The sequence below is a fragment of the Alkalibaculum bacchi genome (assembly GCF_003317055.1).
Lineage (GTDB): Bacteria > Bacillota > Clostridia > Eubacteriales > Alkalibacteraceae > Alkalibaculum > Alkalibaculum bacchi.
Map to the genome: position 1 here is coordinate 50,407 of NZ_QNRX01000005.1, position 25,464 is coordinate 75,870.

At 39.1% G+C, this 25,464-nt stretch carries 27 protein-coding genes and 1 riboswitch; of the genes, 9 read left to right on the forward strand and 18 right to left on the reverse strand.

From position 1 onward, the window contains the following. Positions 1-10: 10 nt before the first annotated feature. Positions 11-499 (reverse strand): ribonuclease domain-containing protein, encoded by a 489-nt coding sequence (locus tag DES36_RS04865; protein ID WP_113920101.1) that lies wholly within the window; start codon positions 497-499, stop codon positions 11-13. 191 nt (positions 500-690) lie between these two features. Between DES36_RS04865 and DES36_RS04870 the strand changes: the two genes are divergently transcribed. After that, positions 691-1,617, forward strand: coding sequence for a metallophosphoesterase (locus DES36_RS04870; RefSeq protein ID WP_113920102.1), 927 nt, complete (start codon positions 691-693; stop codon positions 1,615-1,617). Between the two features lie 187 nt (positions 1,618-1,804). Beyond that, positions 1,805-2,764: a DMT family transporter gene (locus DES36_RS04875; protein WP_113920103.1), complete on the forward strand. Its 960-nt coding sequence runs from the start codon at positions 1,805-1,807 to the stop codon at positions 2,762-2,764. Between the two features lie 283 nt (positions 2,765-3,047). Here DES36_RS04875 and DES36_RS04880 read toward each other — a convergent pair whose 3' ends face one another. Further along, a complete protein-coding gene (locus tag DES36_RS04880) occupies positions 3,048-3,353 on the reverse strand; it encodes a LysM peptidoglycan-binding domain-containing protein (protein ID WP_113920104.1) in 306 nt (101 codons plus the stop codon). Positions 3,354-3,496: 143 nt separating this feature from the next. Between DES36_RS04880 and lexA the strand changes: the two genes are divergently transcribed. The 3 genes from lexA to DES36_RS04895 all read left to right on the forward strand — a co-directional run bounded on the left by lexA (position 3,497) and on the right by DES36_RS04895 (position 6,141). Then, a complete protein-coding gene (gene lexA / locus DES36_RS04885; protein WP_113920105.1) occupies positions 3,497-4,114 on the forward strand; it encodes a transcriptional repressor LexA in 618 nt (205 codons plus the stop codon). A 143-nt stretch (positions 4,115-4,257) separates the two neighbouring features. Then, a complete protein-coding gene (locus tag DES36_RS04890; protein ID WP_113920106.1) occupies positions 4,258-5,127 on the forward strand; it encodes a methylenetetrahydrofolate reductase in 870 nt (289 codons plus the stop codon). Positions 5,128-5,394: 267 nt separating this feature from the next. Beyond that, the gene (locus DES36_RS04895; RefSeq protein ID WP_113920107.1) at positions 5,395-6,141 is read left to right on the forward strand and encodes a peptidylprolyl isomerase; all 747 of its coding nucleotides are present in this window, start codon (positions 5,395-5,397) and stop codon (positions 6,139-6,141) included. 198 nt (positions 6,142-6,339) lie between these two features. Here DES36_RS04895 and DES36_RS04900 read toward each other — a convergent pair whose 3' ends face one another. From DES36_RS04900 to DES36_RS04915, 4 genes are all read right to left on the reverse strand, one after another. Then, complete coding sequence (locus tag DES36_RS04900) at positions 6,340-7,182, reverse strand: glycerophosphodiester phosphodiesterase family protein (protein ID WP_113920108.1); 843 nt, start codon at positions 7,180-7,182, stop codon at positions 6,340-6,342. A 107-nt stretch (positions 7,183-7,289) separates the two neighbouring features. Next, positions 7,290-8,204 carry an alpha/beta fold hydrolase gene (locus tag DES36_RS04905; protein ID WP_113920109.1) on the reverse strand — a complete coding sequence of 305 codons (915 nt, stop codon included), beginning with the start codon at positions 8,202-8,204 and terminating at the stop codon, positions 7,290-7,292. A 276-nt stretch (positions 8,205-8,480) separates the two neighbouring features. Next, a complete protein-coding gene (locus DES36_RS04910; protein WP_113920110.1) occupies positions 8,481-8,726 on the reverse strand; it encodes a hypothetical protein in 246 nt (81 codons plus the stop codon). A 93-nt stretch (positions 8,727-8,819) separates the two neighbouring features. Next, positions 8,820-9,416 (reverse strand): cyclodeaminase/cyclohydrolase family protein, encoded by a 597-nt coding sequence (locus DES36_RS04915; protein WP_170128181.1) that lies wholly within the window; start codon positions 9,414-9,416, stop codon positions 8,820-8,822. Between the two features lie 262 nt (positions 9,417-9,678). Between DES36_RS04915 and DES36_RS04920 the strand changes: the two genes are divergently transcribed. Next, entirely contained in the window at positions 9,679-10,311 is a 633-nt protein-coding gene (locus DES36_RS04920; protein ID WP_113920112.1) for a corrinoid protein, read from the forward strand. 30 nt (positions 10,312-10,341) lie between these two features. Next, a complete protein-coding gene (locus DES36_RS04925) occupies positions 10,342-11,322 on the forward strand; it encodes a uroporphyrinogen decarboxylase family protein (RefSeq protein ID WP_113920113.1) in 981 nt (326 codons plus the stop codon). 67 nt (positions 11,323-11,389) lie between these two features. On the opposite strand, the gene DES36_RS04930 is transcribed toward DES36_RS04925, so the two are convergent. Both DES36_RS04930 and ansA read right to left on the reverse strand, forming a co-directional pair. After that, positions 11,390-12,223 carry an arginase family protein gene (locus DES36_RS04930; protein WP_113920114.1) on the reverse strand — a complete coding sequence of 278 codons (834 nt, stop codon included), beginning with the start codon at positions 12,221-12,223 and terminating at the stop codon, positions 11,390-11,392. 53 nt (positions 12,224-12,276) lie between these two features. Continuing rightward, on the reverse strand, positions 12,277-13,284 hold the full coding sequence (ansA, locus tag DES36_RS04935) for an asparaginase (protein WP_113920115.1): 1,008 nt from the start codon (positions 13,282-13,284) through the stop codon (positions 12,277-12,279). Between the two features lie 152 nt (positions 13,285-13,436). On the opposite strand from ansA, the gene DES36_RS04940 reads away from it, so the two are divergent. Then, positions 13,437-13,970, forward strand: coding sequence for a hypothetical protein (locus tag DES36_RS04940; protein ID WP_113920116.1), 534 nt, complete (start codon positions 13,437-13,439; stop codon positions 13,968-13,970). 76 nt (positions 13,971-14,046) lie between these two features. Here the strand turns inward: DES36_RS04940 and DES36_RS15270 are convergent, their stop codons facing one another. The 9 genes from DES36_RS15270 to cobT form a co-directional block, all read right to left on the reverse strand. Beyond that, positions 14,047-14,184 carry a DUF4368 domain-containing protein gene (locus tag DES36_RS15270; protein WP_113920223.1) on the reverse strand — a complete coding sequence of 46 codons (138 nt, stop codon included), beginning with the start codon at positions 14,182-14,184 and terminating at the stop codon, positions 14,047-14,049. A 190-nt stretch (positions 14,185-14,374) separates the two neighbouring features. Then, on the reverse strand, positions 14,375-15,154 hold the full coding sequence (gene trpA, locus DES36_RS04950) for a tryptophan synthase subunit alpha (RefSeq protein ID WP_187387057.1): 780 nt from the start codon (positions 15,152-15,154) through the stop codon (positions 14,375-14,377). After that, positions 15,147-16,337 (reverse strand): tryptophan synthase subunit beta, encoded by a 1,191-nt coding sequence (trpB, locus tag DES36_RS04955; protein WP_113920117.1) that lies wholly within the window; start codon positions 16,335-16,337, stop codon positions 15,147-15,149. Before trpB ends, trpA begins: the two co-directional genes overlap by 8 nt. A 64-nt stretch (positions 16,338-16,401) precedes the next feature. Further along, positions 16,402-17,007: a phosphoribosylanthranilate isomerase gene (locus DES36_RS04960; RefSeq protein ID WP_113920118.1), complete on the reverse strand. Its 606-nt coding sequence runs from the start codon at positions 17,005-17,007 to the stop codon at positions 16,402-16,404. Next, positions 17,004-17,798, reverse strand: coding sequence for an indole-3-glycerol phosphate synthase TrpC (trpC, locus tag DES36_RS04965; RefSeq protein WP_113920119.1), 795 nt, complete (start codon positions 17,796-17,798; stop codon positions 17,004-17,006). The genes DES36_RS04960 and trpC overlap by 4 nt, the downstream gene beginning before the upstream one ends. Next, positions 17,795-18,823, reverse strand: coding sequence for an anthranilate phosphoribosyltransferase (trpD, locus tag DES36_RS04970; RefSeq protein WP_113920120.1), 1,029 nt, complete (start codon positions 18,821-18,823; stop codon positions 17,795-17,797). Before trpD ends, trpC begins: the two co-directional genes overlap by 4 nt. Beyond that, positions 18,820-19,404 carry an anthranilate synthase component II gene (locus tag DES36_RS04975; protein ID WP_113920121.1) on the reverse strand — a complete coding sequence of 195 codons (585 nt, stop codon included), beginning with the start codon at positions 19,402-19,404 and terminating at the stop codon, positions 18,820-18,822. The genes trpD and DES36_RS04975 overlap by 4 nt, the downstream gene beginning before the upstream one ends. Further along, a complete protein-coding gene (gene trpE, locus DES36_RS04980; protein ID WP_113920122.1) occupies positions 19,401-20,867 on the reverse strand; it encodes an anthranilate synthase component I in 1,467 nt (488 codons plus the stop codon). Before trpE ends, DES36_RS04975 begins: the two co-directional genes overlap by 4 nt. A gap of 590 nt (positions 20,868-21,457) precedes the next feature. Continuing rightward, positions 21,458-22,579, reverse strand: coding sequence for a nicotinate-nucleotide--dimethylbenzimidazole phosphoribosyltransferase (cobT, locus tag DES36_RS04990; RefSeq protein WP_113920124.1), 1,122 nt, complete (start codon positions 22,577-22,579; stop codon positions 21,458-21,460). Positions 22,580-22,863: 284 nt separating this feature from the next. Beyond that, positions 22,864-23,120, reverse strand: a riboswitch (cobalamin riboswitch). A gap of 155 nt (positions 23,121-23,275) precedes the next feature. On the opposite strand from cobT, the gene DES36_RS04995 reads away from it, so the two are divergent. Next, positions 23,276-23,818, forward strand: coding sequence for a DUF2284 domain-containing protein (locus DES36_RS04995; RefSeq protein WP_113920125.1), 543 nt, complete (start codon positions 23,276-23,278; stop codon positions 23,816-23,818). A 228-nt stretch (positions 23,819-24,046) separates the two neighbouring features. On the opposite strand, the gene DES36_RS05000 is transcribed toward DES36_RS04995, so the two are convergent. Further along, positions 24,047-25,432: an MATE family efflux transporter gene (locus DES36_RS05000; RefSeq protein WP_242981701.1), complete on the reverse strand. Its 1,386-nt coding sequence runs from the start codon at positions 25,430-25,432 to the stop codon at positions 24,047-24,049. Positions 25,433-25,464 lie beyond the last annotated feature (32 nt).

The following is a 25,464-nucleotide window of genomic DNA, read 5'->3' on the forward strand; positions in this document are numbered from 1 at the left end:
CCTACACATTTTAATATAATTGAGTAAAGCTTTCATAATGGTCACTCGTATAATATATTAGCCCATCATTAGAATAAACAATTCTCTCTGCACCCCTATAACCACCATTATAGTTTACATCACACTCAAACCATTTTCGCCCTTCTTCATCAGGTAGTATTCCCTCGTAATTACCAAAAACATCTCCACCTATTACGCCCATCTCTGTTACCTCCCACAGATTACCTTCAGAACTCTTCCACCCGAGTTTTGAAGCCTGTGATTTCGTAAGATAATTAGTTGGTAATTTGCCATAAGTGTTTATGTATAAGGCTACATCATCAACAGTGTAATAAGCTTGATTTTCTTCAATTGAATCTTCTACTTCAGCCACTTCTTGCTCATTTTGAACATCTTCCACATTATTTTCTTGATTCTCTATTACCATATCAAGGCTGCATCCAATAGCAACGAATAAAGTCATGAAAATGAGCAGAATCCCTAATAGTTTTTTCTTCATATTACCTCCAAAATATTTATTCATTACACTATTATACCTTATTTATATCATCAATATAGGAGTTATTTATTCACATAATTGATATTCCTTTTTTCTATATATGCTGTAGAGCAATTCCTTTTCTCCCCTGTTCTGAATGAGTTTTTATTGAATATATTTTATATAAATCAACAGGATAGGATGGGATAAAGATGTATGGATTAAAGGAGGTATCAAAAGTTTATCATACCTCAAAAAAAGTAGATTTTGATGATAATTCAAGATTTGTCATTATGAGTGATGTTCATAGAGGCGATGGTAGCTGGGCTGATGATTTTCATAGAAATCAAAACTTATTTTTTTCGGCTTTATTCTACTATTATGAACATGAATTTACTTATATTGAAAACGGCGATGGAGATGAGTTATGGAAATTTAGAAGCTTAAAGGATATTATACGAATACATAGCGATGTATTTTGGTTAATGTCTAAATACTATGAAGATGGAAGACTGTATTTTATCTATGGTAATCATGATATGGTAAAAAACAAAAGAGATTATATAGCTAAAAATATGTACTACTTCCTTAGAGAAAGGGATAAAAAAATCATTAAACTTTTTAAAGATATAGAATTACATGAAGGGCTGATCTTAAAGCATTGTGACAAAAACTATGAAATTTTCTTAACTCATGGTCATCAAGTAGATATTATGAGCAGTGCCCTATGGAAATTATCTCGTTTTTTGGTGCGCTATTTATGGAGACCTATTGACAATTTAGGTTTTAACGACCCTACGAGTACGGCAAAAAACTATACTAAAAAAGAAAATGTTGAGCGTTCTTTGACCAAATGGGTTGAAGAAAATAAATGTATGTTAATAACAGGGCATACGCACAGGTCAATGCTACCTGAAGTTGGTCAGCTTCCTTACATAAACGATGGAAGTTGTGTTCACCCTAGATGCATAACTGCTATTGAAATACTAAAAAGTGAAATCATGCTAGTAAAATGGTCCGTAAAATCAAGGCCTGATGGCACCTTGTACATAGGAAGAGAACTACTAGCCGGACCATTTAAAATAGAAGATTATTACAAGGTATTTGAGAGAATACAATCATCAATCGACACTCTATGATACTTTTTTACAAAATAGTAATATACTAAAATCAATAAATTCTACACTTTAAACTTAAACTTTACATTTATAACTCTACACTTAATGTTTCACTTGTTGTATAATCTCCTTATGCCATCATGGATTGTACGAAAAATACTTCTTCCTTCCTATATATGAGCAAATACATAAAACAAGAGGTCGTATTATGAACACAGAAACATTTTTTACAACAAGACGAAATATCGTCTTAATTGCCGCACTTTGCGCTTTCTTCTGGGGCAGCGCCTATCCTTCTATCAAAATCGGATACGAAATATTCCATATTTCCTCTAACGATATTCCTACAAAACTAATCTTTGCTGGGTATCGTTTCTCCCTTTCTGGGATTATGGTATTATTGATCTCTACTATAAAAGAAAAGGCATTAAAACTTCCATATAAAACTGATTTTTCAAAAATTTTGATTCTAGGTCTTTTCTTGACAACAGCACAATATATTTTCTTTTATATTGGTCTAAGCCATACTACTGGAGTAAATGGTGCTATATTAAATGGAACAGGTACCTTCTATTCTGTAATCCTCGCCCATTTTATCTACAAAGATGATTACTTGAACATGAGAAAAACTCTCGGCTGCTTTTTAGGTTTTATAGGAATTGTTATTGTAAACTTTTCAAGTGACTTTCGCTTTGCGTTTAACTTCTTTGGAGATGGTTTTATTATAATAGCCGCTTTAATCAGCTCTTCAGCGAATATTTACAGTAAATTCTTGAGTCGTTCAATAGATATCCTTATCCTTACAGGATTTCAACTGCTTTTTGGCGGAATCCTTTTAGTAGTTCTTGGGTATCTAACAGGTGGCAGCCTTACAGGTTTTACCCTAAAATCAACAAGCTTATTAATATACATGGGTTTTTTATCTGCAGCAGCATTTTCATTATGGACTTATCTACTAAAATACAATAAAGTTGGAGAAATTTCCTTTTATAATTTTTTAATTCCAATATTTGGCGCAATACTTTCTTCCCTATTCTTAGGTGAACGTTTTTTAAATACAAAAAATATCCTTGCCCTTTTCTTTGTCTGTATAGGAATTTATATTGTAAATAAAGACGATGGAAAAATATACAATTGGAAAATAGTGAAGCTAAAGAGAACAAAATAAAAGTCATCAGTACGCTATGGTTAAGAGGGGCAAATCAGAAATTTGAACTTCATTAGTGTATGCAAGAAAGCGCCTGTGGCGCATTAGTCTTTAGTCACTAGCATTAGGGTATTCCGTTTGGGTCAAGATCCTTCGTTTATGCTCAGGATGACTGAGCAGGAGCCAATGTCAATAGTAGGACTATCCTATTACATAAGAAAACAAGGTGGAGCCACCTTGTTTTTAATTATGCCACTATATATGAGTTTGAATTTTCTAAATTAATATTAGATATATAAACTCTTTATTCTTGAGTTGGAACTTGAATTGTTTGCCCAGGATATATGGTTTGATTCTTAATATTATTTACCTTTACAATCTCATAGACTATTTCTCTAACATCCCTATCGTTACCTGTATTGATATCTGCAATCTTCCAAACAGTATCTCCCTTTACTACAACATAGTCCTTATATATGATTTTTTCCTCTCCAGAAACTGCGTTAAACATAAGCATAAACGCACATAAAAATGATACAAAGAGCAAAAACAACGCCAATGTAAATCTTCTTTTATTGACTATGCGAATTATTTTACCATTGAAATTCATTTAAATAACCTCCTACATGTCGAACACTTGTTCTTTGTTTTATTGTACAAGAACAAACGTTCTCTGTCAACCGTTTTTCGAACATTTGTTTGTACTCAGCTTTTTTTTATGTTATAATGAGAAAAAATGTGGAGGTGTGTTATTTGCCTACTGAACTAAGTAAAAAACAACAAGAAATCTATAACTACATCAAGCAAGAACTATATAATAGAGGATATCCACCTTCTGTCCGTGAGATCTGTACAGGTGTAAATCTAAAATCAACTTCTACAGTTCATGGTCATCTATCGAAACTAGAAGAAAAAGGATACATTAAAAGAGATCCTACGAAGCCAAGAGCTATTGAAATCATAAACCGAGATGAAAGATATAGCAAAATTAAAGAATTAATAGAGATTCCTATTGTGGGCCAAGTAACAGCGGGGCAACCTATATTAGCTGTAGAAAATATAGAAGATACCTTTCCCTTGCCTGTCAGTTTCGTCAATAATAAAGAGTGCTTTATGCTTCATATAAAAGGAACAAGTATGATTGAAGCAGGTATTTTAGATGGCGATTATGTAGTTGTTGAAAAACAAAACACTGCAATAAATGGAGACATTATAGTAGCACTAGTAGATGATGACGAAGCTACTGTAAAACGTTTTTACAAAGAAAAGAACAAGATTAGACTTCAACCTGAAAATTCAGCCATGGAGCCAATTTATCGAGAAGAAGTGGCTATTCTTGGAAAAGTCACTGGAGTCATACGCAAGTTGTAGTCAGGCATTCAGTTATTAGAATAAATTATAATCAAAAGGCAATTATACTTATAGAAGTATGGTTGCTTTTTTGTTTTAGCTGAAAGTAGAATGCTAAAACCCTTACCACCTGTTTTATATCGTTAACTAAAGGAGGTTATTTATTGAACGTAGCACAAATCATGAAAGAAAGAATGTCTTTCTCCTTTGAAGTCTTTCCACCAAAACAGGATAAACCTGTAGAACCATTGCTTGACACATTAGATCATCTATATAAATTTAAACCTGATTTCGTTTCCTGCACATATGGAGCAGGTGGAACAAATGCAGGGAGAAATGTGGAAATATGTAAAGCAATTAAGGATAGTGGCAAAACCATTCCTGTAACTCACTTTACTTGTATCGGCAACTCTAAAGAGAAGATAAAAAGAGAATTGCAAAACTATTTAGATATAGGCGTAGATCATATTTTAGCTCTTCGTGGCGATTATCCTAAGGGCTGGGAAGGTACAAGAGGAGATTTTAATTATGCAAATGAATTAGTGGAATTTATTAAAGTTCATTTTCCACAATTTACAATTGCTATTGCTGGGGATCCTGAAAAACACGTTGAATGCCATAGTTTTGACGAAGATATTTCTCACCTGAGAGTAAAACAAGATTGTGGTGGAGATTATATTATGACTCAGTTATGCCACGATGTAGACCAGTTTCAATGGTGGCGTGATAGATTGATTGAATCTGGTATTACATTACCTATAGATGTGGGTGTTATGCCAGTACTTGCAAAAGATCCAACTATTCGTATGGCAGTTTCAAATGGTAGCGGCATTCCAAGAGATTTAGCAGAAGTCATTGGAAGATACGGCGAAAATCCAGAAGACTTTAAAAAAGCAGGAATTGAATACACCGTCAAACAAATCTACAAATACATGAACGCTGGTATCGATGGCTTACACATCTATTCTTTAAATAAATGGGAAGATGTAGCTAAAATCGTTAACAAGTCAGGCATCAGAAAAATGCACAACTAGTTAGGACTCTTTTTAATGAAAAGTCCTACTTTGTATCTATATAAAGCAATAGGTAAATTTATACACAAGTGCTACATGTCATAGCTAAATGACCCAAAAGGAATGCAATATACTGATGACTGGTGGCTGATTGCTGATGACTAGAGCGCCTAACGGCGCTCTTTTTATAGACAGTAGCCTAAATTTCTGATATCATGAATTAAGTATGAGACTACGGGAAATCAATTTACTAATTCCTCATGATATTGAAAACAAAGGAGAAATGAAATGGAAAACAAAGTATTAGCTACTGTAGGAAGTAGAGAAGTCACTCAAAGAGACCTTAGCTTTCTTATGAACAGTATGGACCCACAAATATTACCACAGTTTCAATCAGAAGCAGGTCAAAAACAATTAATTGCAGAACTTATTAATCAAGAATTATTTTATCTAGATGCCATTAAACAAGGTCTAGATAAAGATAAAAGATTTAAGATAGAAGCAGATAGATTACACGATAATCTTCTTAAGCAATTTGCATTAAGTGAGCTCCTTAACAATATACCTGTTTCTTCAGAAGAGATTGCTGCATACTATGAAGAAAATAAAGATCAATTCTCTAGTCCTCAGCGCGTGAAAGCTAGCCATATCCTTGTGAAAACGGAAGAAGAAGCTGCAGATATTATAAAGGAATTAGAAGCTGGACTTTCTTTTGAGGAAGCTGCTACAAAATACTCTACTTGTCCTTCAAAAGAAAGAGGTGGAGATTTAGGCTTCTTTACAAAAGGTCAAATGGTAAAAGAATTTGAAGATGCTGCCTTTACATTGGAATTAAACAAAATAAGCGAATCTGTAAAAACACAATTTGGCTATCATATTATTAAAGTGACCGATTCAAAACCAGCAGGAACAAAATCTCTAGATGAAGCAAAAAAAGAAATCGAACAAATTGTATTAGGGCAAAAACAACAAACTGCCTACATGAACAGAGTAACAGAATTAATGACTCAACACAAAGTCGAATTAAAAGTTTGATTAAAAGAAGGGATGACAAGATGTCATCCCCTTTCTACTAAAAAATTTCACTTTATTTTTTAACTTTTACTCTTAATCGTCTACTTTTCTGTTAGAAATGTAACCACAACAAGCCCAATGGAACTCGTCTTTAAACGAATTAGGTTCTTCTTCCACTTTCAACTTTCCGCTTTCCACCTTTGTTTTTTCAGTCCAACCTTAAAGTGCCGAAGACACTTTCTCACCTGGCTCAAAACGTTCAAATATAAAGTAATCAAAATCTTTTCGTGCTTCTTCTAGAGCTTCTTTCGATTGTATAGTCCATGCAAATGTTGGTACTTTATAAAGCTTTTTGCATAAAGAAAATGAAAACATTTTAACATACTTGTAATTAAAAGCGATAAAATGTGGTTTTGTCAAAAAATTTAGGAGTAGGTTTTCTAGAGCAAAGTATAGTAGTTTACCCCTATACTGTTCCTCTTTTAAAAAATTAGAAGCAAGCTGCCCTCTAATCACTTTAGGACGGTGTTCTTTAAACCACAAAAGTACTAATGGATTAAAGGACTCTATACAAAAATCCCCTTCGTATCGATCTAGTATTGGCACAATAACATCGCAGAGAGTAGTATCTTTATCTTCCACCTTTAATTCGACAATTATCGGAACTTTTCCTTCTACTATACGGAGCACATCTTCAAAAAGGGGTATTTTTTGATTAGAACGATATAATCTCAATGCTTTAAGTTCACTATATGTAAGTTCATTGACCTTTTTGTCTACACCGCACATTCTTTTCAAAGAATAATCATGAAAAACCACAGGTATATTATCTTTAGACAATTGTACATCTAATTCGATTCCATAGTTTTTCTCTACTGCCTGGCGAAAAGCCAGAATAGAATTTTCCGGCGGATGGACCTTCCTTTTATGTAAACCCCTATGGGCGTAATAATAACCTTCAAAAGGTTTAAAATCTACTCGCCCACTTTTTTCAGGCTTGATTGCTAACAAATACAAAATTACAAATAGAAACAAAATAAAAAACACAAAATATAAAAACATATTTCCTCCCACGACTTTAATCGCTAGTCACTAGCCATTAGCCATTAGTCTCTAGCATTAGGGTATTCTTTTTAGGTCTTCTTGCTTAATTATTCAGAATATCCTCTTTACTCTTTTATAAAAGCGAATATATCATTGAATACTCGACTAGAATCTATTTCATTTAGGATTTCGTGGCGATATCCTTCATAAATTTTTAATTTTACATAATCCTCCTGTAAGACCTTTGACAATTGTTCATATAATTCTGTTGGCCCCTTACCAAAATGACCAACGGGATCATCACTACCTGATAGAATAAGGACCTTTGTATCTTTTTGAATCTTTTTCAAATTACTTGGCTCATTACAATATTCTAGACCTGTAAACAAATCTCTATAGAAGGAAATTGAGCAAACAAAACCACATAAAGGATCTTTTATGTAGTATCGAACTACTTCTTTATTTCTTGTTAGCCAATCAAAAGCCGTTTCTGGATCTTGCATTTTTTTAGCAAAGTTTCCAAATACTACTTTATCCAAAAAAGGAGATGGTTTTTTGGGGTCATTAGCCGCAAGCATCGATGTGAATAACTTTCCAATTTTTAATACCCCATTAGCAGGAGCATAAGGAGTTCCTAAAAGGAGGGCTTTTTTAGCATTTTTTTTATTGTATTTTATTAAATAAGACCGTAAAAATAAGGATCCCATGCTATGACCTAGTAATACAATAGAATTCGATTGGCAAGATTTCTTTACATGTTCAATAAATAACTGCATATCCTCAACTACAACTTGCCATCCATCTTCATCTGCAAAATGACCTTTTACATTAAATCGAATATTTTTACCATGTCCTCGAAAGTCTAAAGCGTAAACATCACAATCATTTTTATTTAAAAACTGAGCAAATTGCTCATATCTACCTGCATATTCTGCCATACCGTGAAAAAGAATTACTGTATAGGCAGGTTTTTTTACCAACCACTCTGAATAATATAATTCATAATCATTATAACCTTTAAAGCTATTTGAAAACTCCACCTAATTCCTCCTTGAAATATCTTTTTTTAATTATATCACATCTATTCAATACAGAGAAATCACCTATATTCGTTCTAAATTTAAGTTGCAAGATTTATGTTTTATGTAAAGTCTTTTAGGTTGCAACAGATTTCTTTGTGTTTTGTATTTATGATATTATATCATTTATGATAAGATTTATTTTGATATAACGAATAATGAATCTTACAAAAATAAGAGGTCATAATAACCTTCATTAAATAGAAGCTATTATGACCTCTTACATATAATAATATTTTAGGCATTACTATAGTTACTATATAAAAGCTCTTTTCCCTCCCTACTAATGACTATTTTTTCTAAATTCATTTCTGTTAAAGACTCGTTTTCTTGGCCAAAAAAATGTATTAAGCCTTCTTCTTTCATTTGTTGCAGTATTTCATATAATTCATTTATTTCTACTTTATGCAGATTTCCGTATCTTTTGGAGGTAATTGGAAACTTCAAATCTAAATCATGTAAAATTTGCAATCTAATGTTCACATCAAACACTCCCTTACTATCTTATATAAGTATTTTATTCTACAAACAAAACAAAAATCCTCTTTAACAAAGATTCTTTATCATTTTAGCTTTTTATTTAAACATCCCATTTATCACGCTGTTCTTTATTTTGCTACAATTTTCATAAAGTGTTTCTACAGTTTCTTTCACTCTTTCTGTATAAGCCATATCAGAAAGATAAGTCAAGTTCACTTCTATAGCTTTTTTAACAGCTATAGCAGCACCTTCCGATAAATATACAGCTCCAGCTAAATCGCCTAGAACCTTTGCATAGCTCTCTTTGTGAATCTTTTGAATCTCTACTAAAATTTGTTCACAACCTTCTAGTATTGCCACTAAGGGGTCTGTAGCTTTTTGTAAAAGATCTTCATATTGATTTGGAAACTCCTTTTTCTTTTTTGTGCCTTTTATGACTTCACCAAAAGCCTTCATATCATCATCAGCTAGACGTAAACAATGTGCTTTTAACCTTTTCATCTTTTCAGTGACATCTATAAGCAATTGGTTCTGAGGATCCTTCTTTATACTTGCTTTACATGACATTTCAACTACAGCTGAAGCCATAGCTGCAGCAGTAGCACAAACACTACCACTTGCCGGACCTGGAAAACTTGGTTCAGCTATCTTCTCTAAGTACTCTTCTAAAGTTAGATTTCTAATATTGTACATAGCCATCACTCCTATTCCATAAATTTCTAAGGCCTTATTCCTATTAGCTTATCATAAAAAGAGAAGACCATACACTATTTTGATAATAATTATTAAAAGATATAAATATAATAATGATTATATATTTTTACAAATTATAATTGACTTTTGTTTTATAATCATGTAAGATTAAGTTAACATAAAATTTTAGGCAATGAACCTATATTTACTATAGTAAAAGAATATAGGAATAAAAATTACACGTATATAAGGAGGAAGTAACATGTCAAAAATTGAAGAAGTAAAAGCTAAGGTAGAAGCAGGTAAAACAAAATTAGTAGCAGGTTTAGTTCAAGAAGCTTTAGATGAAGGTAATTCACCAAACGATATTCTTCAAGCTATGGTTGACTCTATGGGTGTTGTAGGAGACAAATTCTCAAGTGGAGAATTATTTGTACCAGAAATGTTAATCGCAGCTAAAGCAATGTCAAAAGGTGTTGATGTATTAAAACCTCTTATGGCTGGTGACAGTTCAAATTCTTTAGGAACGTGCATTATTGGAACAGTAGAAGGCGACCTACATGATATCGGTAAAAACTTAGTATCTATGATGATTGAAAGTGCTGGATTTAATTTGGTTGACATCGGTGTTGACGTACCTGCTCAAAAATTCGTAGATGCTATTAAAGAAAATAACAATGTAACTCTAGTAGCTTGCTCAGGCTTACTTACAACTACAATGCCAGCATTAAAAGAAGCTGTACAAACAATCAAAGCTAGTGGTTTAGAAGGTTTTAAAGTAATCGTTGGTGGAGCTCCTGTAACTCCAGAATTTGCAGAAGAAATCGGTGCAGATGGCTATGCTCCAGATGCAGGTAGCGCTGTTGTAAAAGCAAAGGAACTGGTAAAAGCATAATTCACTTTTAAATAAAGGAGGTCTATACATATGTTAACAATAAAACAAAATTTGCAAGAAGTTATGAAAGGTGGAAATCCTGACCGCTTCGTAAAACAATATGAATTTTTGGATATCATTTTAGAATTACCTACTGACGCACCTATGGGCGGACCTGGTCAAGAATGGCGTACTGCTTGGGGTGTACTCAATAGATGGCCAGAAGGACAAATAGGTGGCTTCCCTGTTCACGACGATGAAAACATCGTTATAAAAGACATTACAAAATGGAAAGATTATGTAAAAGCTCCTAGAGTAGAATTTTCTGATGAAGAGTGGGCTCCAGCAATCGAACGAGCTAATAAAGTAGACCGAAATGAAAAATACGTTGCTGCTTTTGTTGCACCAGGTGTATTTGAAATGACTCATCACTTAATGCGTATGGAAAATGCTTTAATGAACTATTACGAAGAGCCAGAAGCTATGCATGAGTTAATCGATTACGTAACGGATTACGAAATTCGTTGGGCAAAAGAAATCATTGACCATATTCATCCGGATGCAATATTTCATCATGATGACTGGGGTAGCCAAATTTCTTCTTTCCTTTCACCAGCAATGTTCGAAGAATTTATCGTACCTGCATACAAGAAGATCTATGGTTTCTATAAAGAAAATGGCGTAGAACTTATTGTACATCACAATGATGCTTACTCTGCGAACTTAGTACCTTTTATGATCGAAATGGGTATTGATATTTGGCAAGGTGCAATGAGCACAAATAATATCCCTGAACTGATTAAAAAGTATGGTGATAGGATTACCTTTATGGGTGATATTGATAGTGGCGTTGTAGACTTCCCTGGCTGGACACCAGAAAACGTTGAAAAACATGTAAGAATCTCTTGCGAAAGATGTGGTAAACTTCATTTTATCCCTTCTCTAAGCCAAGGTTTAAACTTTAGTTCATTCCCAGGCGTATATGAGGAAACAGACAAAGCAATCGACAAAATGAGTAAAGAAATGTTCTAAATATAGTACTAAAGCTTTTTACCAAGAAACCACCTTCTAGAAGGTGGTTTCTTTATTTTAGGGTAATCTATAAGTTTAAACCCAAATCCATTATGGTGTTTAAAGGCTCCCTTTTTTTATTTCCCATTGGTTGGCATTCAAAAAGCCCAACTCCTACAATATCGAATTCTGTTTTAAGATTTTCTAGAAGTTTTAAAAGAGTTTGAATTCTAAGACCTTTTTCTACAGGCAAAGGTACATGTGCAAACTCCTCTTTTTCTAATACATCTAAATCAATATGAACATAAATTCTCTTTCTTCCCTTTTGGCGAATTTGCTCTAAGACAGCGTCCATATTGTTTTCTATGGTTTCAACAGATACGACAGGGATACTTTCTTCCTTTACATACTGTTTTTCAGGTTCATCCAAATCTCTTGTTCCTAGCATGATGATTTGAGAGATCTCTACTTTTGATGGAAATAAATTAACAATTTTCTCTTCACTTTCCCCTATTAAAGCTCTAAGAGGCATTCCGTAAAAATATTTTGTGTGGGAAGATTCCGGCGTATTTAAATCTCCATGAGCATCGATATAGAGTATTGTCATATCCTTATTGTATGTACGATTCAGATAAGAAATAGACGTAACATCTGCGTCACAGCTTCCACCTATTGTAAATATGGTTTCAGGTTGATGATCTTCGATTAATGCCTTCGCCTTATTTAATTGATTATAGATTTCTGTATAACCTAGTATATCATCTTGTACTGGGCTAATATCTTCCGTACTGACTGCTACCTCTTCATAAGCTATTTCATCAAAATATAGCCCTCGCAGCTCTAAAGTACCATAATAAGTGGAGATATCTGGCCCTCCCCCTTGCCAATGTGGAAATATTAAATTAAGGTGTTTCTTATTCATTTGTGATTCCTCTTTCCTAAAAATTCTCGCTATACTATCTTCCTACGAAATGACTATTTTGTCAACTCCCCTCTCAAATTTGTTTCCATAAGCCTTTTCACGGTCTCTACGTCATCATATAAACTAAGGAGATAATCTAATTTTGTAACTGCAGCCTCAACGGTCATATCGTACCCACTGACTGCGCCAGCTTGTGATAAAGTAGAAGATGCTTCATATTGGCCGATTACAGCAGAACCTTTTAAACACTGTGTACAAACGACAATAATTGTATCGTTTTCTTTAGCCCTCTTAAGTAAGCCTTGTAAGATATGATCTGCCTTTGGCAGATTCCCTGCACCCAAAGCTTCGATAACAAATCCCTTTAAATGAGAAGTCATAAGGCTTTCAAATACCTCCCATTGAATCCCAGGAAATATTTTAAGGACAGCTATTTGACGTTTATCAAAGATTCGAACTTTAAAGTCACCCTTTGTAGGACGAATAAGCTTATTCTTTACTTCAATATTTACGCCTACTTCAGCTAAAAACGGATAATTTGGTGAATCAAATGCGATCAAATGATCTGAACTTATTTTTGTTGCTCGATTTCCTCTCATAAGTTTACTTCCAAAATAAAGGCACACTTCAGGGATATTGTAATTGGCTGCAATGAGAAGGGCTGTAATAATATTATCTCGTCCATCGTTTCGTATTTCGGATAAAGGAATTTGAGATCCTGTCAAGATAACAGGTTTAGACAAACCATCTAACATAAAGGAGAGGGCTGATGCCGTATAAGCCATGGTATCTGTGCCGTGCAAGATAACAAATCCATCGTACATATGGTATCTTTCTTCAATATCCTTAGCGATTTTTACCCATTCCTTTACGGAAACATCAGAGGAGTCCAATAGTGGGTCGTATTCAATATAATCATAAGAAGGCATTTCTTCTGAGTTTAATTCTTGAATGGCAGATAAAGCTTGTTTCATAAAACCCTTTTTTGGTGCATAACCATGAGCAGTCTTAATCATACCAATAGTTCCACCAGTATGGATAATACAAATTCTTTTTTTCATTACTACACCTGTCCTCTTTTTATTATTTTAATATCTGCTAAATACAATTTATATATACCAAATTACTATATAAGTTAAAACGGAATCGTAACAATAGGCTTAATAATGAGTATAATATAGTGAACAATATAAATAAAAACTGGAGGAAAAACATGGATTATTATTCTTTCAATTCCCCTATAAATGATTCAATGAATTATGTGCAAAATCCTTATATAAATCAAATGCAACCAATTTTGTCAAATAATCCAACAGAGACAGACCTTACTCTATTTAAAGAGCTAAGCGGATTTCCTAACTATGGAAATCCAAGTAGAAATGCGGATATTCTCTATACAGGAAACCAAGGTACTTGGACGTTTGAAGTTCCAGCCTTCTTCTTTGTACCAGGCTTATTGAGAGCCGAAGTATTAATTTCAGGTGTCCTTGACGACAAACAACCTCCGACTCCTATCCGTCAATACTCTGCTACCATAACGATTAATGGCCGAGTAGTTCATAGAGGCGCTCTTCCATTACAACACGGTAGACCTTTTGGAACAGTATTTGACAATTGGCAAATTATGAGATTTAATGTAAGAAATCTAAGAAGAGTAAATACAATTGAGATTCGAAATACTTCTACAGGCGCAGAAAACGATTGGATTGGTTTAGATTGGATAGAAATGAGATTTTCTCGTAACTAGAAAAGAGCTCCCCTTAAAGGTGGCGCCTAAGGGATTTACTACCCTAGAAATTTGGCATAGTCGGTATAAATATCGGTTATGCCTTTTTCTCTTGAATTTTCGGAAGTTCCACTACTCCGATACAGTTAAAAATCACTTCATTATGATGTTGCCTATGACCATCGACCTTTTCTGCCTTGTAGACAACGACTTTCTCAATAAACTGCCATATAATTCTAAATCAAAACCCTTGTTGTCATCAGCGTATTTCTTGAGCATTGCTTTCTGATATGAGATTTATCAAGAGTGTTTTCCCGCAAAGCCACTACGATCTGCAGTAGTGGCTTTTTGCTATAATTAAACAAAAAACCAAATGCGCCATCTGACAATGTATAAATAGCTTTCATAAAACAAGCCAGTTATGTTCAAGTTATCTCGCAAACAGCTCTTTTCATTGCGCTGACATAGTCTTTCACATACGGCACACAGTCCTCGCCATATTTGGCGCAAAGCTTCACAATGGCAGAGCCAACGATCACACCATCGGCCTTTTGCGCCATGTAGGCCGCCTGTTCCGGCGTGGAGATGCCGAAACCCACGGCACAGGGAATATCCGTCACTTCTTTTGCAAGTGCAATCATCCCATTGATGTCGGTGGTAATTTTCGATCGGGTGCCGGTAACGCCCAAAGAAGATACACAGTATAGAAAGCCACTGGCTTCTTTTGCGATCATCTGGATGCGGTCATAGGAGGTGGGCGCAATCATCGACACCAGATCTAGCCCGTATTGTCTGCAGATACTGTCAAACTCTTCTTTTTCCTCCAAGGGAATGTCGGGAAGAATGAGGCCGTCAATGCCGATGTCTTTGCAAGTGGAGATGAAGCGCTCCGCGCCGTAAGAGAACACCACGTTGGCATAGGTCATGAACACCATGGGGAGCGTCACGGTTTCACGTAGCTCCCGCACCATGGTAAAGATCTTTTCAGTTGTCACGCCGCCAGCAAGGGCGCGGTTGTTGGCCTCCTGAATGACAGGTCCTTCTGCAGTGGGATCAGAAAATGGAATGCCCAGCTCAATGAGGTCGGCTCCCGCCTGCTCCATGGCGGAGACCAGTAGTTTGGTTACCTCCAGCGATGGATCACCGCAAGTGATAAATGGAATAAACGCCTTGCCGTGTGAAAATGCTTTTGAAATATTACTCATAAAGATCCTCCCCTCTGTATCGGGCAATGGCGGCACAGTCCTTATCGCCGCGGCCGGAAATGTTGATAACGATGATTTGATCTTTGTCCATAGATGGCGCCAGCCTTATAGCGTGGGCCACAGCGTGTGCGGATTCGATGGCTGAGATGATGCCCTCCATACATGAGAGATACTCAAAGGCCTCGATCGCCTCACCATCCGTTACAGCAATATACTCAGCCCGGCCGATGTCGTGGAGATATGCGTGTTCCGGACCGATGCCAGGATAGTCTAGACCTGCTGAAATAGAGTATACGGGGGCGATCTGTCCATACTCATCCTGGCAGAAATAAGATTTCATGCCGTGGAAGATGCCAAGTCTGCCGGTGTTGATTGTGGCGGCGGTATCCTTTGCATCGATGCCCCGTCCAGCGGCCTCACAGCCGATAAGCCGGACTGATTTGTCATCAATAAAATGGCAGAACGCACCGATGGCGTTGGAGCCACCACCGACACAGGCGATGACCGCATCAGGAAGCTGTCCCTCCTTCTCATGTAACTGCTGCTTGATTTCACGGCTGATGACCGCCTGAAAATCCCGGACAATTGTTGGGAACGGATACGGTCCCATGACTGAGCCGAGTACATAATGTGTGTCGTCAATCCGTGTCGTCCACTCCCGGAAGGTCTCGGACACGGCGTCCTTCAGCGTCGCCGTTCCAGAATCTACCGGATGCACTTTCGCACCCAGAAGCCGCATGCGGTAGACATTTAGCCTCTGCCGCTCGCAGTCGATGCGTCCCATGTAAATCTCGCATTCCATGCCCATCATGGCGGCTACTGTGGCGGTTGCCACGCCATGCTGACCCGCGCCGGTCTCCGCGATGACGCGAGTCTTTCCCATACGCTTTGCCAGCAATATTTGACCGATGACATTGTTGATTTTGTGAGAGCCGGTATGGTTCAAGTCCTCCCGTTTGAGATAGATCTTCGCGCCACCCAGATCCTTTGTCATGCGCTCGGCATAGTACAAGCGGCTGGGCCGTCCAGCGTACTCGTTGAGCATATAGGTCAGTTCCCGGTCGAATTCCGGGTCATCCTTGTATTTTTGATAGGCTGTTTCCAGCTCCAGTATAGCGTTCATCAATGTTTCGGGAATGTACTGCCCCCCGTGAACGCCAAATCTCCCTTTTGTATGTTCCATAATGCCTCCTTTTTGGTTTACATGACTTTCTCCTTCAGCAGGACATGAACCTTCAGCTCCCGCATCAACGCGTCAAACGAACGGTATCAACAAACCGCTTCATCTTGTCATAGTCCTTGTTTCCGTTGGTTTCCAGCCCAGAGCTGGCATCTACAGCAAAGGGCTGACACCTGTCAATGGCTACCGCCACGTTATCTGGGGACAGACCTCCAGCCAGAAAATAGGGTCGATCAAAACCTGTAACCAGCGACCAGTCGAACTGTTCACCGGTTCCGCCCATGCCATTGTCCAAAAGCACATAGTCGGCAATAGAGTCCCTGGCTTTTTCCGTATCTTCCTGAGAGGCAATTCTGAACGCCTGAATAATCGGTTTGTCTGTTAGCTGCCGCAGTCGGCGAATGTAATTTCTGTTCTCGCGGCCATGTAGCTGCGCCAGATCAATCACACCACTATTTAGAAGCTTGGCGACGGTTTCCGCCTGCTCGTTCACAAATACGCCCACTGCCTGAATTTCTGCGGAAAGCGCCTTTCTCAGCTCAGCCGCCTGCCGGAATGATACAAGCCGCTTGCTTTTTGCTGCAAACACAAAGCCGATTAAGTCCGGTTTTAGCTCATTGGCATATGTGATATCTTCCAATCTGCGAAGGCCGCAAATCTTAAGCCTTGTCATCGGTCGCCTCTCAGCTTGTGCAACATTTTTGATTTGTGCGCTGCACGCATCAGGCTCTCACCCACCAAAACCGCATCCACACCAATCTGTCGCAGTTGGTGAACATCCTGAACTGTTTGGATGCCGCTTTCTGCCACGAACAGAGCGTCTGCGGGAGCCAGCGCCCGCAGATGTCTGCTGTTGCCGGTATCCACGGAAAAGTCCCTGAGATTGCGATTATTGACGCCAATGATGCGCGCACCGACCACTGCAGCCATCTGTAGCTCCTGCTCATTATGAACTTCCACCATCGCTGACAGACAGAGGTTATCGCACAGCTTTAAATACTTTTTGAGCTGTTCCAGATTGAGAATCGCACAAATCAGCAGTACCGCGTCCGCACCCATGAGCTTTGCCTGATAGATCTGGTATTCGTCCACCATAAAATCCTTGCGAAGCATAGGCGTATCCACATTTGCACGTATTTCTTGAAAGATCTCATCGCTGCCCAGAAACCATTTGGGCTCGGTCAGACAAGAGATGCAGTCAGCACCTGCCTGTTCATATTCCTGAGCAATCTGTACATACGGAAACTGTTCTGCGATTACGCCCTTAGAGGGAGATGCCTTTTTTACCTCGCAGATGAAGGACACACCTGGCTTTCGAAGCGTCTTTTCAAACTGGAAGGGCTCCCGGACGGGCGCTGCACCACCTGTGCAGAGCTGTCGCAGAACATCCAGTGAGTTTTCCTCCATATCCGCCGCTACACGAACTCTGGCGTACTGCGCCAGCTGGTTTAAAATCGTGCTCATTCGCGAAACCTATTGGACGCGGCGACAAAATCTTCCAGCTTTTTCGCCGCCATCCCAGAATCTATGGTCTCAGCCGCCATCTGTACTCCGTCCGCGAATGTTGCCGTTTTTTCGGCAATATACAGTGCTGCGCCCGCATTTAGAAGGACGATGCTGCGCTTTGGACCGCGCTCTGAGCCTGAAAGGATGGCACGGGTTATGGCCGCATTTTCCTGTGGCGTGCCACCTGCCAGCGCATCCTTTGTGCAGCGGGTAAGCCCGAACTCCTCTGGGGTCATAACATAGGATTTGTAAACGCCATCGGAGAACTCACATACCGTAGTCGGTGCGGAAAGCGAGACCTCATCCAGCTTATCCTGGCCATAGACCACCATACCTCGGCGGACGCCAAGACTTGTAAGAACACGTGCCAACGGCTCCACCAGCAATTCATCGTACACACCCAACAGCTGCATCTGTGGTCGAGCGGGATTGGTCAGTGGCCCCAGAATATTGAATACCGTGCGTATGCCAAGCTCTTTGCGGATAGCCCCCACATATTTCATAGAGGTATGATACTTCTGAGCAAAGAAGAAACAGATATTCACCTGCTCCAGTAGCTTGACGCACTGCTCCGGGGATAGACTGATATTGACGCCCAGCGCTTCCAAACAATCCGCCGTGCCGCAAAGGGAGGAAGCTGCGCGGTTGCCGTGCTTTGCCACCTTTACACCGCAGGCCACCGCAACAAACGCGGAGGTTGTAGAAATATTGAAGCTGTGCGCGTTGTCACCGCCGGTACCAACGATCTCCATAACCTGCATATCATGCTCCACTTTCGTAGCGTGGCTTCGCATGGCTGCAGCACAGCCAGAAATCTCATCGATGGTTTCAGATTTTGTGCTTTTGGTGGAAAGCGCCGCCAGAAACGCGGCATTTTGAATGGCGGTCGTCTCACCGCTCATGATCTCATTCATAACGGTGTAGGCTTCGTCATAGGTTAAGTCACGTTTATCTACTATCTTTACAATAGCTTCTTGGATCATTGTTTTATCTCCTTTGCTAATTCTAAAAAATTCTTCAAAATAAGGATTCCATCTGGGGTCATGATGGATTCTGGGTGAAACTGCAGACCAAACACCAGGCTTTCGCTGTGCCGGACGGCCATGACCTCTCCATCCTCCGTTCTAGAAATCACCTGAAGGCAATCCGGCAGGGTCTCCTCCAAGACTGCCAGCGAATGGTAGCGTGCCACCGGAATCGCCGTTGGGCAGCCTCGAAACAGAGGACAGCTCTGATCCAGCGTGGTGATCGACTGCTTGCCATGCATTAGCTCTTTTGCGTAGGACACCATTGCGCCGTAGGCAGTGCAGATGACCTGATGCCCTAGACACACGCCAAGAATCGAGAACCGGCTCCCAAGTTCTTTTACCACATCCATGCAGATGCCAGCATCCTCTGGTCTTCCGGGACCGGGAGAGAGAATAATTGCCTCGGGTGAGAGCGACGCAATTTCTTCTGCGGACATCGCATCGTTTCGAATGACCCGTGTATCCGGATTCAAGGTCCCCACAAGCTGATACAGGTTATAGGTGAAGCTGTCATAGTTGTCAATGATCAGTATCATAGGTTTTCCTCCTCAGCCTCATGGAGCGCTTTGACCACGGCAGCGGCTTTATTCAGGCATTCCTGATATTCCGTCTCCGGCACGGAGTCTGCCACGATACCCGCACCGCTTTGAATGAATACCTTGTTGTTCTTTTTGTATACAATGCGAATAGCGATGCAGGTATCCAAATTGCCCGCAAAGTCTAGATAGCCGATAGCCCCACCGTAGATACCCCGCTTGTTATTTTCTAGATCATTAATCAGCTGGCAGGCTTTGATCTTAGGTGCGCCGGACAGGGTGCCCGCCGGCAAAATCGCATCCACGGCGTCCATCGCCGTTTTTCCCTCCGCCAGCTCACCGCGGACGATGGAGCCAATATGCATCACATGAGAATACCGTTCGATTTCATGGTACTTCTCCACTCCCACACTGCCAAACCGACTGATCTTGCCGATGTCATTTCGTCCAAGATCTACAAGCATATTGTGCTCAGCCAGTTCTTTGGGGTCAGCCAGCAGCTCCTCAGCCAGCGCATCGTCCTTCTCCTTCGTTGTTCCTCTCGGCCGTGTGCCCGCCAGCGGGAAGGTATGCAGTACACCATTTTCCAGCTTCACCAGCGTTTCCGGCGACGCACCCGCCACCTCCATATCCGAGGTAGAAAAGTAAAACATATACGGCGACGGATTCACCGTCCGAAGCATTCGATAGGTGTTCAAAAGAGAGCCTTCATAATCTGCCGCCAGTCGATTAGACAGCACAATCTGAAAAATGTCGCCCTCTCTGATGTGGTGTTTAGCCTGCTCCACCATCTGGCAATACTCCTTCTGACTGAACAGCGGCTGTAACTGAGACCTGAGATGCCCGGGTGGCTCCTCTCTGGGCGTTCCAGTTTTCAAAAGTGACGCCATCTGTGCCAGCTCCAGTAACGCCCGGTTGTATTCCGTTTCACAGTTGGCAAGAGAAATATTGACGATCAGCATAATCTTCTGTCGGTAATTGTCAAAGGCGATGACCTTGTCAAAGAGCATTAGGTCAATATCATTAAAGCCTTCTGTGTCTCTGCCGTCCAGTTGCAGGGACGGCTCAGCATATTTGAGATAATCGTAGGAAAAATACCCTACCAGACCCCCAGTGAACGGAGGCATACCGTCCGGACGTGCGCTTTTGTGTTCCTCGATGATCTGCTTGATGTATGTTCCCGGGTTGGTCGTCTCAAATCGCATGGAACCGATGCGCAACTGACCGTCTAAACAAGTGATTTCCAGCTTTGGGTCATAACCAAGAAACGTATACCGGCCCCAGTTTTCGTGATCAGATACAGATTCCAGGAGATAGCAGTGAGTGGATACGTTTTTCAGTATCTGCAGCACCTGAATAGGAGTCCCGAAATCCGATAAGATTTCCATACATACTGGCGCAGTTTTGTACTGCCCGGATTTCGCAAACTGTTTCAGTTCATTTAAGTTTGGCTTTACCTGCATAATATTTGCTCCTTTTCTATCTGCCAGGGAAATAAGAATAGCTTAGCTACCAGCGGCTAGTCTTCAGTCATCAGTGTTAGGGTCAAGTCTTATGGGTCAAAGATTTGGCCCTAACATAGGATGACTCAAGCAGCAGCTAGGGTCAAAAGTACAACTTTCCTATTACATAAAAAAAACGCCCCTGACAGAATTTTAATTCTGTCAAGGACGAATAAATCGCTATCCGCGGTGCCACCTTGATTTACGGAAATCCCGTACTCTTTTCAGGATACCATCATATCCCTGGCCACTTACGCGTGCCGGACGTCGCAGAATACTCAGATCGAAACCCTTTGACTGCGCCCTCAGCGGTCCATTTGATGACTTGTTTTCCGCCCGATTCTCAGCAACACGGACTCTCTTTGGGATCATGATCACCGTTATCTCCGCTTCAACGGTTTGCAACAGAATAGCACGATTTGTCCGTGTTGTCAAGTGGTTTATGATAAAAGTCATTTTGTTTCGCTTACAAATTTATATAGTTGGGCGGGTATGCGCTTCGCGCAATGATCAATTTAGAATTGAGAATTAAAAAACGCCAAAGGCATTTTTTAATAATCTCCTGTAGTTACTCCAGCCGCTTCATAAGTAGCCATTTCATCGGCCACTCTTAGTGCTGTATCTATTGTTGGGAACATAAGAGCCGCTCCTGTTCCTTCTCCAAGCCTCATATTAAATGCAATTCTTGGTTCTAGTCCTAATTGCTGTAGTCCGATACGACAACCTTTTTCTTCTGAGCTATGGGATGAAATCATGTACTTTGTTGCCACTGGTGCAATCTGAGCTGCTGTTAATGCTGCAGCTGTTGAAATAATACCGTCTAGAATAATTGGTACTTTTTTATAAGCTGCTTCTAATATTGCTCCAACTAATGCAGCAATTTCAAGTCCCCCAATCTTTGCAAGAGTGCCAACAGGGTCTTTTATATCGATATTATTGATTTGAATTGCCTTCTTAATTACTTCTTGTTTATGTATTAAAGCATCATCTTTTATTCCTGTTCCTCGCCCAGTTACTTCTTCAATAGAGCAGCCTGTAAATACGGAAATAAGAGCTGAACTTGGTGTTGTATTCCCTATTCCAACTTCCCCTGTAGCCAAAAGATTTATGCCAGAATTTATAGCATCTCTAGCAACTTTTGCACCTGTAAAAAGAGCTTGAAGAGCTTCTTTTCTACTCATTGCAGGTCCTTTAGCCATATTATCCGTGCCATTTTTTACTCGACTAGCCATGAGTTCTGGTGGATTTAGTGGACCAGCGATTCCGATATCTGTTGCGATAACGTCTCCTCCTCCACTTCGAGCGATAATATTGACTCCCCCGTTTTTATTCATATAAGCATAAAACAATTCAGCCGTAACCTCTTGAGGTGCAGCGCTTACTCCTTCAGCTACAACGCCATGATCACCTGCCATTAAAAGTACAGCTTTTCCTGTGATCTTAGGTTGAGCAGTGCCTTGAACTCCTGCAATTTGTTGAGCAATATCTTCTAATACCCCTAAGCTTCGAAGAGGTTTAATCTTAGCATCTAAACGAGCTTGCATACCTGCAATAGATTTTTCGTCTAACCCTGTAATATTACTTGTAAGCTCTTGTAATGCACTTTCAAGTTCTGCTTCACTTGCACTTTTCACATCTTTCAAATTATGAAATTTTTCGTTGATTGTATTCATTTTTATATCTCCTCCAGATTAGAATTATTATTAGATTGTGGCAAAAGCTAAATAATCAATCTTCCTCGGTCGCGACGCTCGCCAAATGAAAGCATAGCTTTCATTTCGTATCCACGAGACTCCTCAGTCAAATCGGCAAGCCGTTTGCCTGTTCCGTCTCATGTCTACTGCGAAAGCTATGCTTTCGCTTGGCTCGCTGTTTCACGAAAAAAAGTCCCGCCACAATAATATTATTTATTGTGGTCGGGACTTTGCCGTCATCTCCGCCGCTTCCCATTTCAGGAAAGGCTTCTCAATCTTAGGCAGGTCTCCTGGCTTTGACTCAAACGCCCTTTCGCCCCTTCCCAGCATTAGCCAGTGGTTAGCGTGAGCTCGTCATTACAGTGGTGGGTCCGCACCGGACTTTAAGCAGTAGAAATCTACAAATCTTAAATTTATGATTTCCTTACATAAGTTCGCCAACAACTCCTTCGTCGTAGGGCGAACTAATACCGGTTTCCCTATTCTCCTCATATGAGGCACCTAAAATTGCTTACATATTTTAATTTATTTATATTATACCAAATGGATTAAAATAGTCAATAGTGTGACTTTAATTTCTATCTATTTAGTTTAAACTCCTCTCTCATTGACAGCAATCTGCAACCTGTTTGTGATATAATTATTAATATTAAATAAAAAAGTGAGGCAGATACTATGATTACTCAGGAAGAAATTGAAAAGAAAATTACGGAATATCCTATATTTGAGTACGCATTTTTTGATACAAATGAATTAAGTTTTTACCCTAATGTAAGAACCATATGTGAAGTTCAATGTCCTCAATATGGAAAGTCCTGGTCCTGCCCACCAGCAGTGGGTACATTAGAAGAATGTAGAGAAAGGTGCTTAGCATATAAGGACGCTTTTATCTTTAGCACCGTTTCAGAAGTAAAAGATATACTCAATATGGAAGAAAGCCTTTCAACAAGAGGCGAACACATTGATATTGTAAACCAAATAAGAAAAGATGTCTTTCCTAAGGATGAGAACATATTAATTTTGACAGCAGAATCCTGTAGCATATGTGAAAAATGTACATATCCTGATAGCCCTTGTAAACACAAAGATAGGATGTATCCTTGTATTGAAAGTCAGACCATAATCGTAACGGAAATATGCGAAAATTACAATATGTCCTTTTTAAACGGTCATAATATCATCACCTGGTTTTGCTTGATTTTATACAACAAAAAGTAGCCATCAGCAACCAGCAATCAGCCACCAGTGCTCTTGGACTAGGCTTCGGTGGTCAAAGACACGTATCAAGCTAACTACCAGCTCCAATCCAAGTATTCTAGATTCCTCATAAGCTATTTAACACTAGAATCATTATTAAGTAGTAACCAATATTTCGTATAATATCAAATAACTAATAAAAAACCAGCTCTACTGGTTTTTTATTAGTTAAGATGTAAATACTAAAATTTAGTGTTCATAGATTTCTTCTTTTACAGCCAAATGGTTCTTTTCCTTAACCTTGTTTAAGTAAATAATATACCACGCAACCAAAACAATTCCCTTAATCACACTGCTTAAACTTACACTCCACCACACACCAGTAACACCTAGTACCGCATTAGATGAAAGAAGGACTGCTGCTGGAATTCTAAGACTTGTAAAAACAATGCTCACAACAGAAGGAGGTACTGTTTTTCCTAATCCATTAAATGCACCAGCTGTTGTAATTTCTAAGCACATAAACAATTGAGAAATTCCAAGTATTTTCAAATACTTGACTCCATAATAGATGGCTTCTTTTTCAGACAAAAATATGCTAAATATTGGCCTCGCACCAAAAATCAGTAAAACCGTAGTAATAAGTCCTATAGTCGTCATAATCCTCACGGCGATATGATAGCCTTTATTGATTCGATCCCACTTTTTCGCTCCATAGTTTTGACCTACAAAGGCCGCTAAAGCTGTAGAAAAACCATTCGCTGTATTCCAAGATATGGATTCTATTTGAGATCCTATTTGTTGTACTGCTACAGGTACAGGACCCCACTGAGCTATAAGTCTTGCAATGATCATAGATATAAAAGTAAAAAGTCCATTTTGCAACGCAACTGGTAGACCCAATGTAAATACTTTTTTTAGTATATTCCAATTAGGTACTTGAAAAAAACCCACTTTAGAGGTATAGGATAATTGAGCTTTAACTGCCTTAAACAAGAAAAAAGTCACAATCATTTGTGCAAAAACCGTGGCAATTGCTGCACCTTCTACTCCTAAAACAGGAAATGGTCCTATTCCTAAAATCAAAAGGGGATCTAGAATAATATTTGTAATAACGCCTATGACATTAATATAGAAAGGCGTTCGACTGTTTCCATGCCCATTTAAAACTCCGGTCAGCACAGGATTTAAAAATGTAAAAATCATCCCATATGAGACAATGAGCAAGTAATCCTTAGCCATTTGAATAACAGAAGGATCTCCTAAATGGAAGAAATCAATTAGTGAATCTTTGAATACTATGAGAACTGTACTATAAATAAGAGCCAGAAAAATAACTAGCTGCAAACAGCTTCTAATAAACTCTAGAGCAGATTTTATATTCTTTCCTCCTATAGACTGAGCCACGCCTACTTCTGCACCAATTTTTGGTATCATAATAAAAGCCATAGCCAACCATGGAAAAAAACCAGCAGTACCAACTGCTGCTACAGCTTTGCTGCCTAGCTTGCCAATAAAAATCATATCAGCTAAACTATAGGTCATTTGAATAAAAGAGGACCCCATAATGGGTAGTGCCAATTTTAATAGTGTCTTTTGTATGCTACCTTCTGTTAATAAATTTACTTCTTTCAATGTCTGTTCTCCTTGACGTTAGATCATGATAG

Coding starts and splice junctions, on each gene's coding strand:
- DES36_RS04865 (WP_113920101.1), bottom strand. CDS start 499: ATGAAGAAAAAACTATTAGGGATTCTGCTCATTTTCATGACTTTATTC.
- DES36_RS04870 (WP_113920102.1), top strand. CDS start 691: ATGTATGGATTAAAGGAGGTATCAAAAGTTTATCATACCTCAAAAAAA.
- DES36_RS04875 (WP_113920103.1), top strand. CDS start 1,805: ATGAACACAGAAACATTTTTTACAACAAGACGAAATATCGTCTTAATT.
- DES36_RS04880 (WP_113920104.1), bottom strand. CDS start 3,353: ATGAATTTCAATGGTAAAATAATTCGCATAGTCAATAAAAGAAGATTT.
- DES36_RS04895 (WP_113920107.1), top strand. CDS start 5,395: ATGGAAAACAAAGTATTAGCTACTGTAGGAAGTAGAGAAGTCACTCAA.
- DES36_RS04900 (WP_113920108.1), bottom strand. CDS start 7,182: ATGTTTTTATATTTTGTGTTTTTTATTTTGTTTCTATTTGTAATTTTG.
- DES36_RS04915 (WP_170128181.1), bottom strand. CDS start 9,416: ATGTACAATATTAGAAATCTAACTTTAGAAGAGTACTTAGAGAAGATA.
- DES36_RS04920 (WP_113920112.1), top strand. CDS start 9,679: ATGTCAAAAATTGAAGAAGTAAAAGCTAAGGTAGAAGCAGGTAAAACA.
- DES36_RS04925 (WP_113920113.1), top strand. CDS start 10,342: ATGTTAACAATAAAACAAAATTTGCAAGAAGTTATGAAAGGTGGAAAT.
- DES36_RS04930 (WP_113920114.1), bottom strand. CDS start 12,223: ATGAATAAGAAACACCTTAATTTAATATTTCCACATTGGCAAGGGGGA.
- ansA (WP_113920115.1), bottom strand. CDS start 13,284: ATGAAAAAAAGAATTTGTATTATCCATACTGGTGGAACTATTGGTATG.
- DES36_RS04940 (WP_113920116.1), top strand. CDS start 13,437: ATGGATTATTATTCTTTCAATTCCCCTATAAATGATTCAATGAATTAT.
- trpA (WP_187387057.1), bottom strand. CDS start 15,154: ATGAGTAATATTTCAAAAGCATTTTCACACGGCAAGGCGTTTATTCCA.
- trpB (WP_113920117.1), bottom strand. CDS start 16,337: ATGGAACATACAAAAGGGAGATTTGGCGTTCACGGGGGGCAGTACATT.
- DES36_RS04960 (WP_113920118.1), bottom strand. CDS start 17,007: ATGACAAGGCTTAAGATTTGCGGCCTTCGCAGATTGGAAGATATCACA.
- trpC (WP_113920119.1), bottom strand. CDS start 17,798: ATGAGCACGATTTTAAACCAGCTGGCGCAGTACGCCAGAGTTCGTGTA.
- trpD (WP_113920120.1), bottom strand. CDS start 18,823: ATGATCCAAGAAGCTATTGTAAAGATAGTAGATAAACGTGACTTAACC.
- DES36_RS04975 (WP_113920121.1), bottom strand. CDS start 19,404: ATGATACTGATCATTGACAACTATGACAGCTTCACCTATAACCTGTAT.
- trpE (WP_113920122.1), bottom strand. CDS start 20,867: ATGCAGGTAAAGCCAAACTTAAATGAACTGAAACAGTTTGCGAAATCC.
- cobT (WP_113920124.1), bottom strand. CDS start 22,579: ATGAATACAATCAACGAAAAATTTCATAATTTGAAAGATGTGAAAAGT.
- DES36_RS04995 (WP_113920125.1), top strand. CDS start 23,276: ATGATTACTCAGGAAGAAATTGAAAAGAAAATTACGGAATATCCTATA.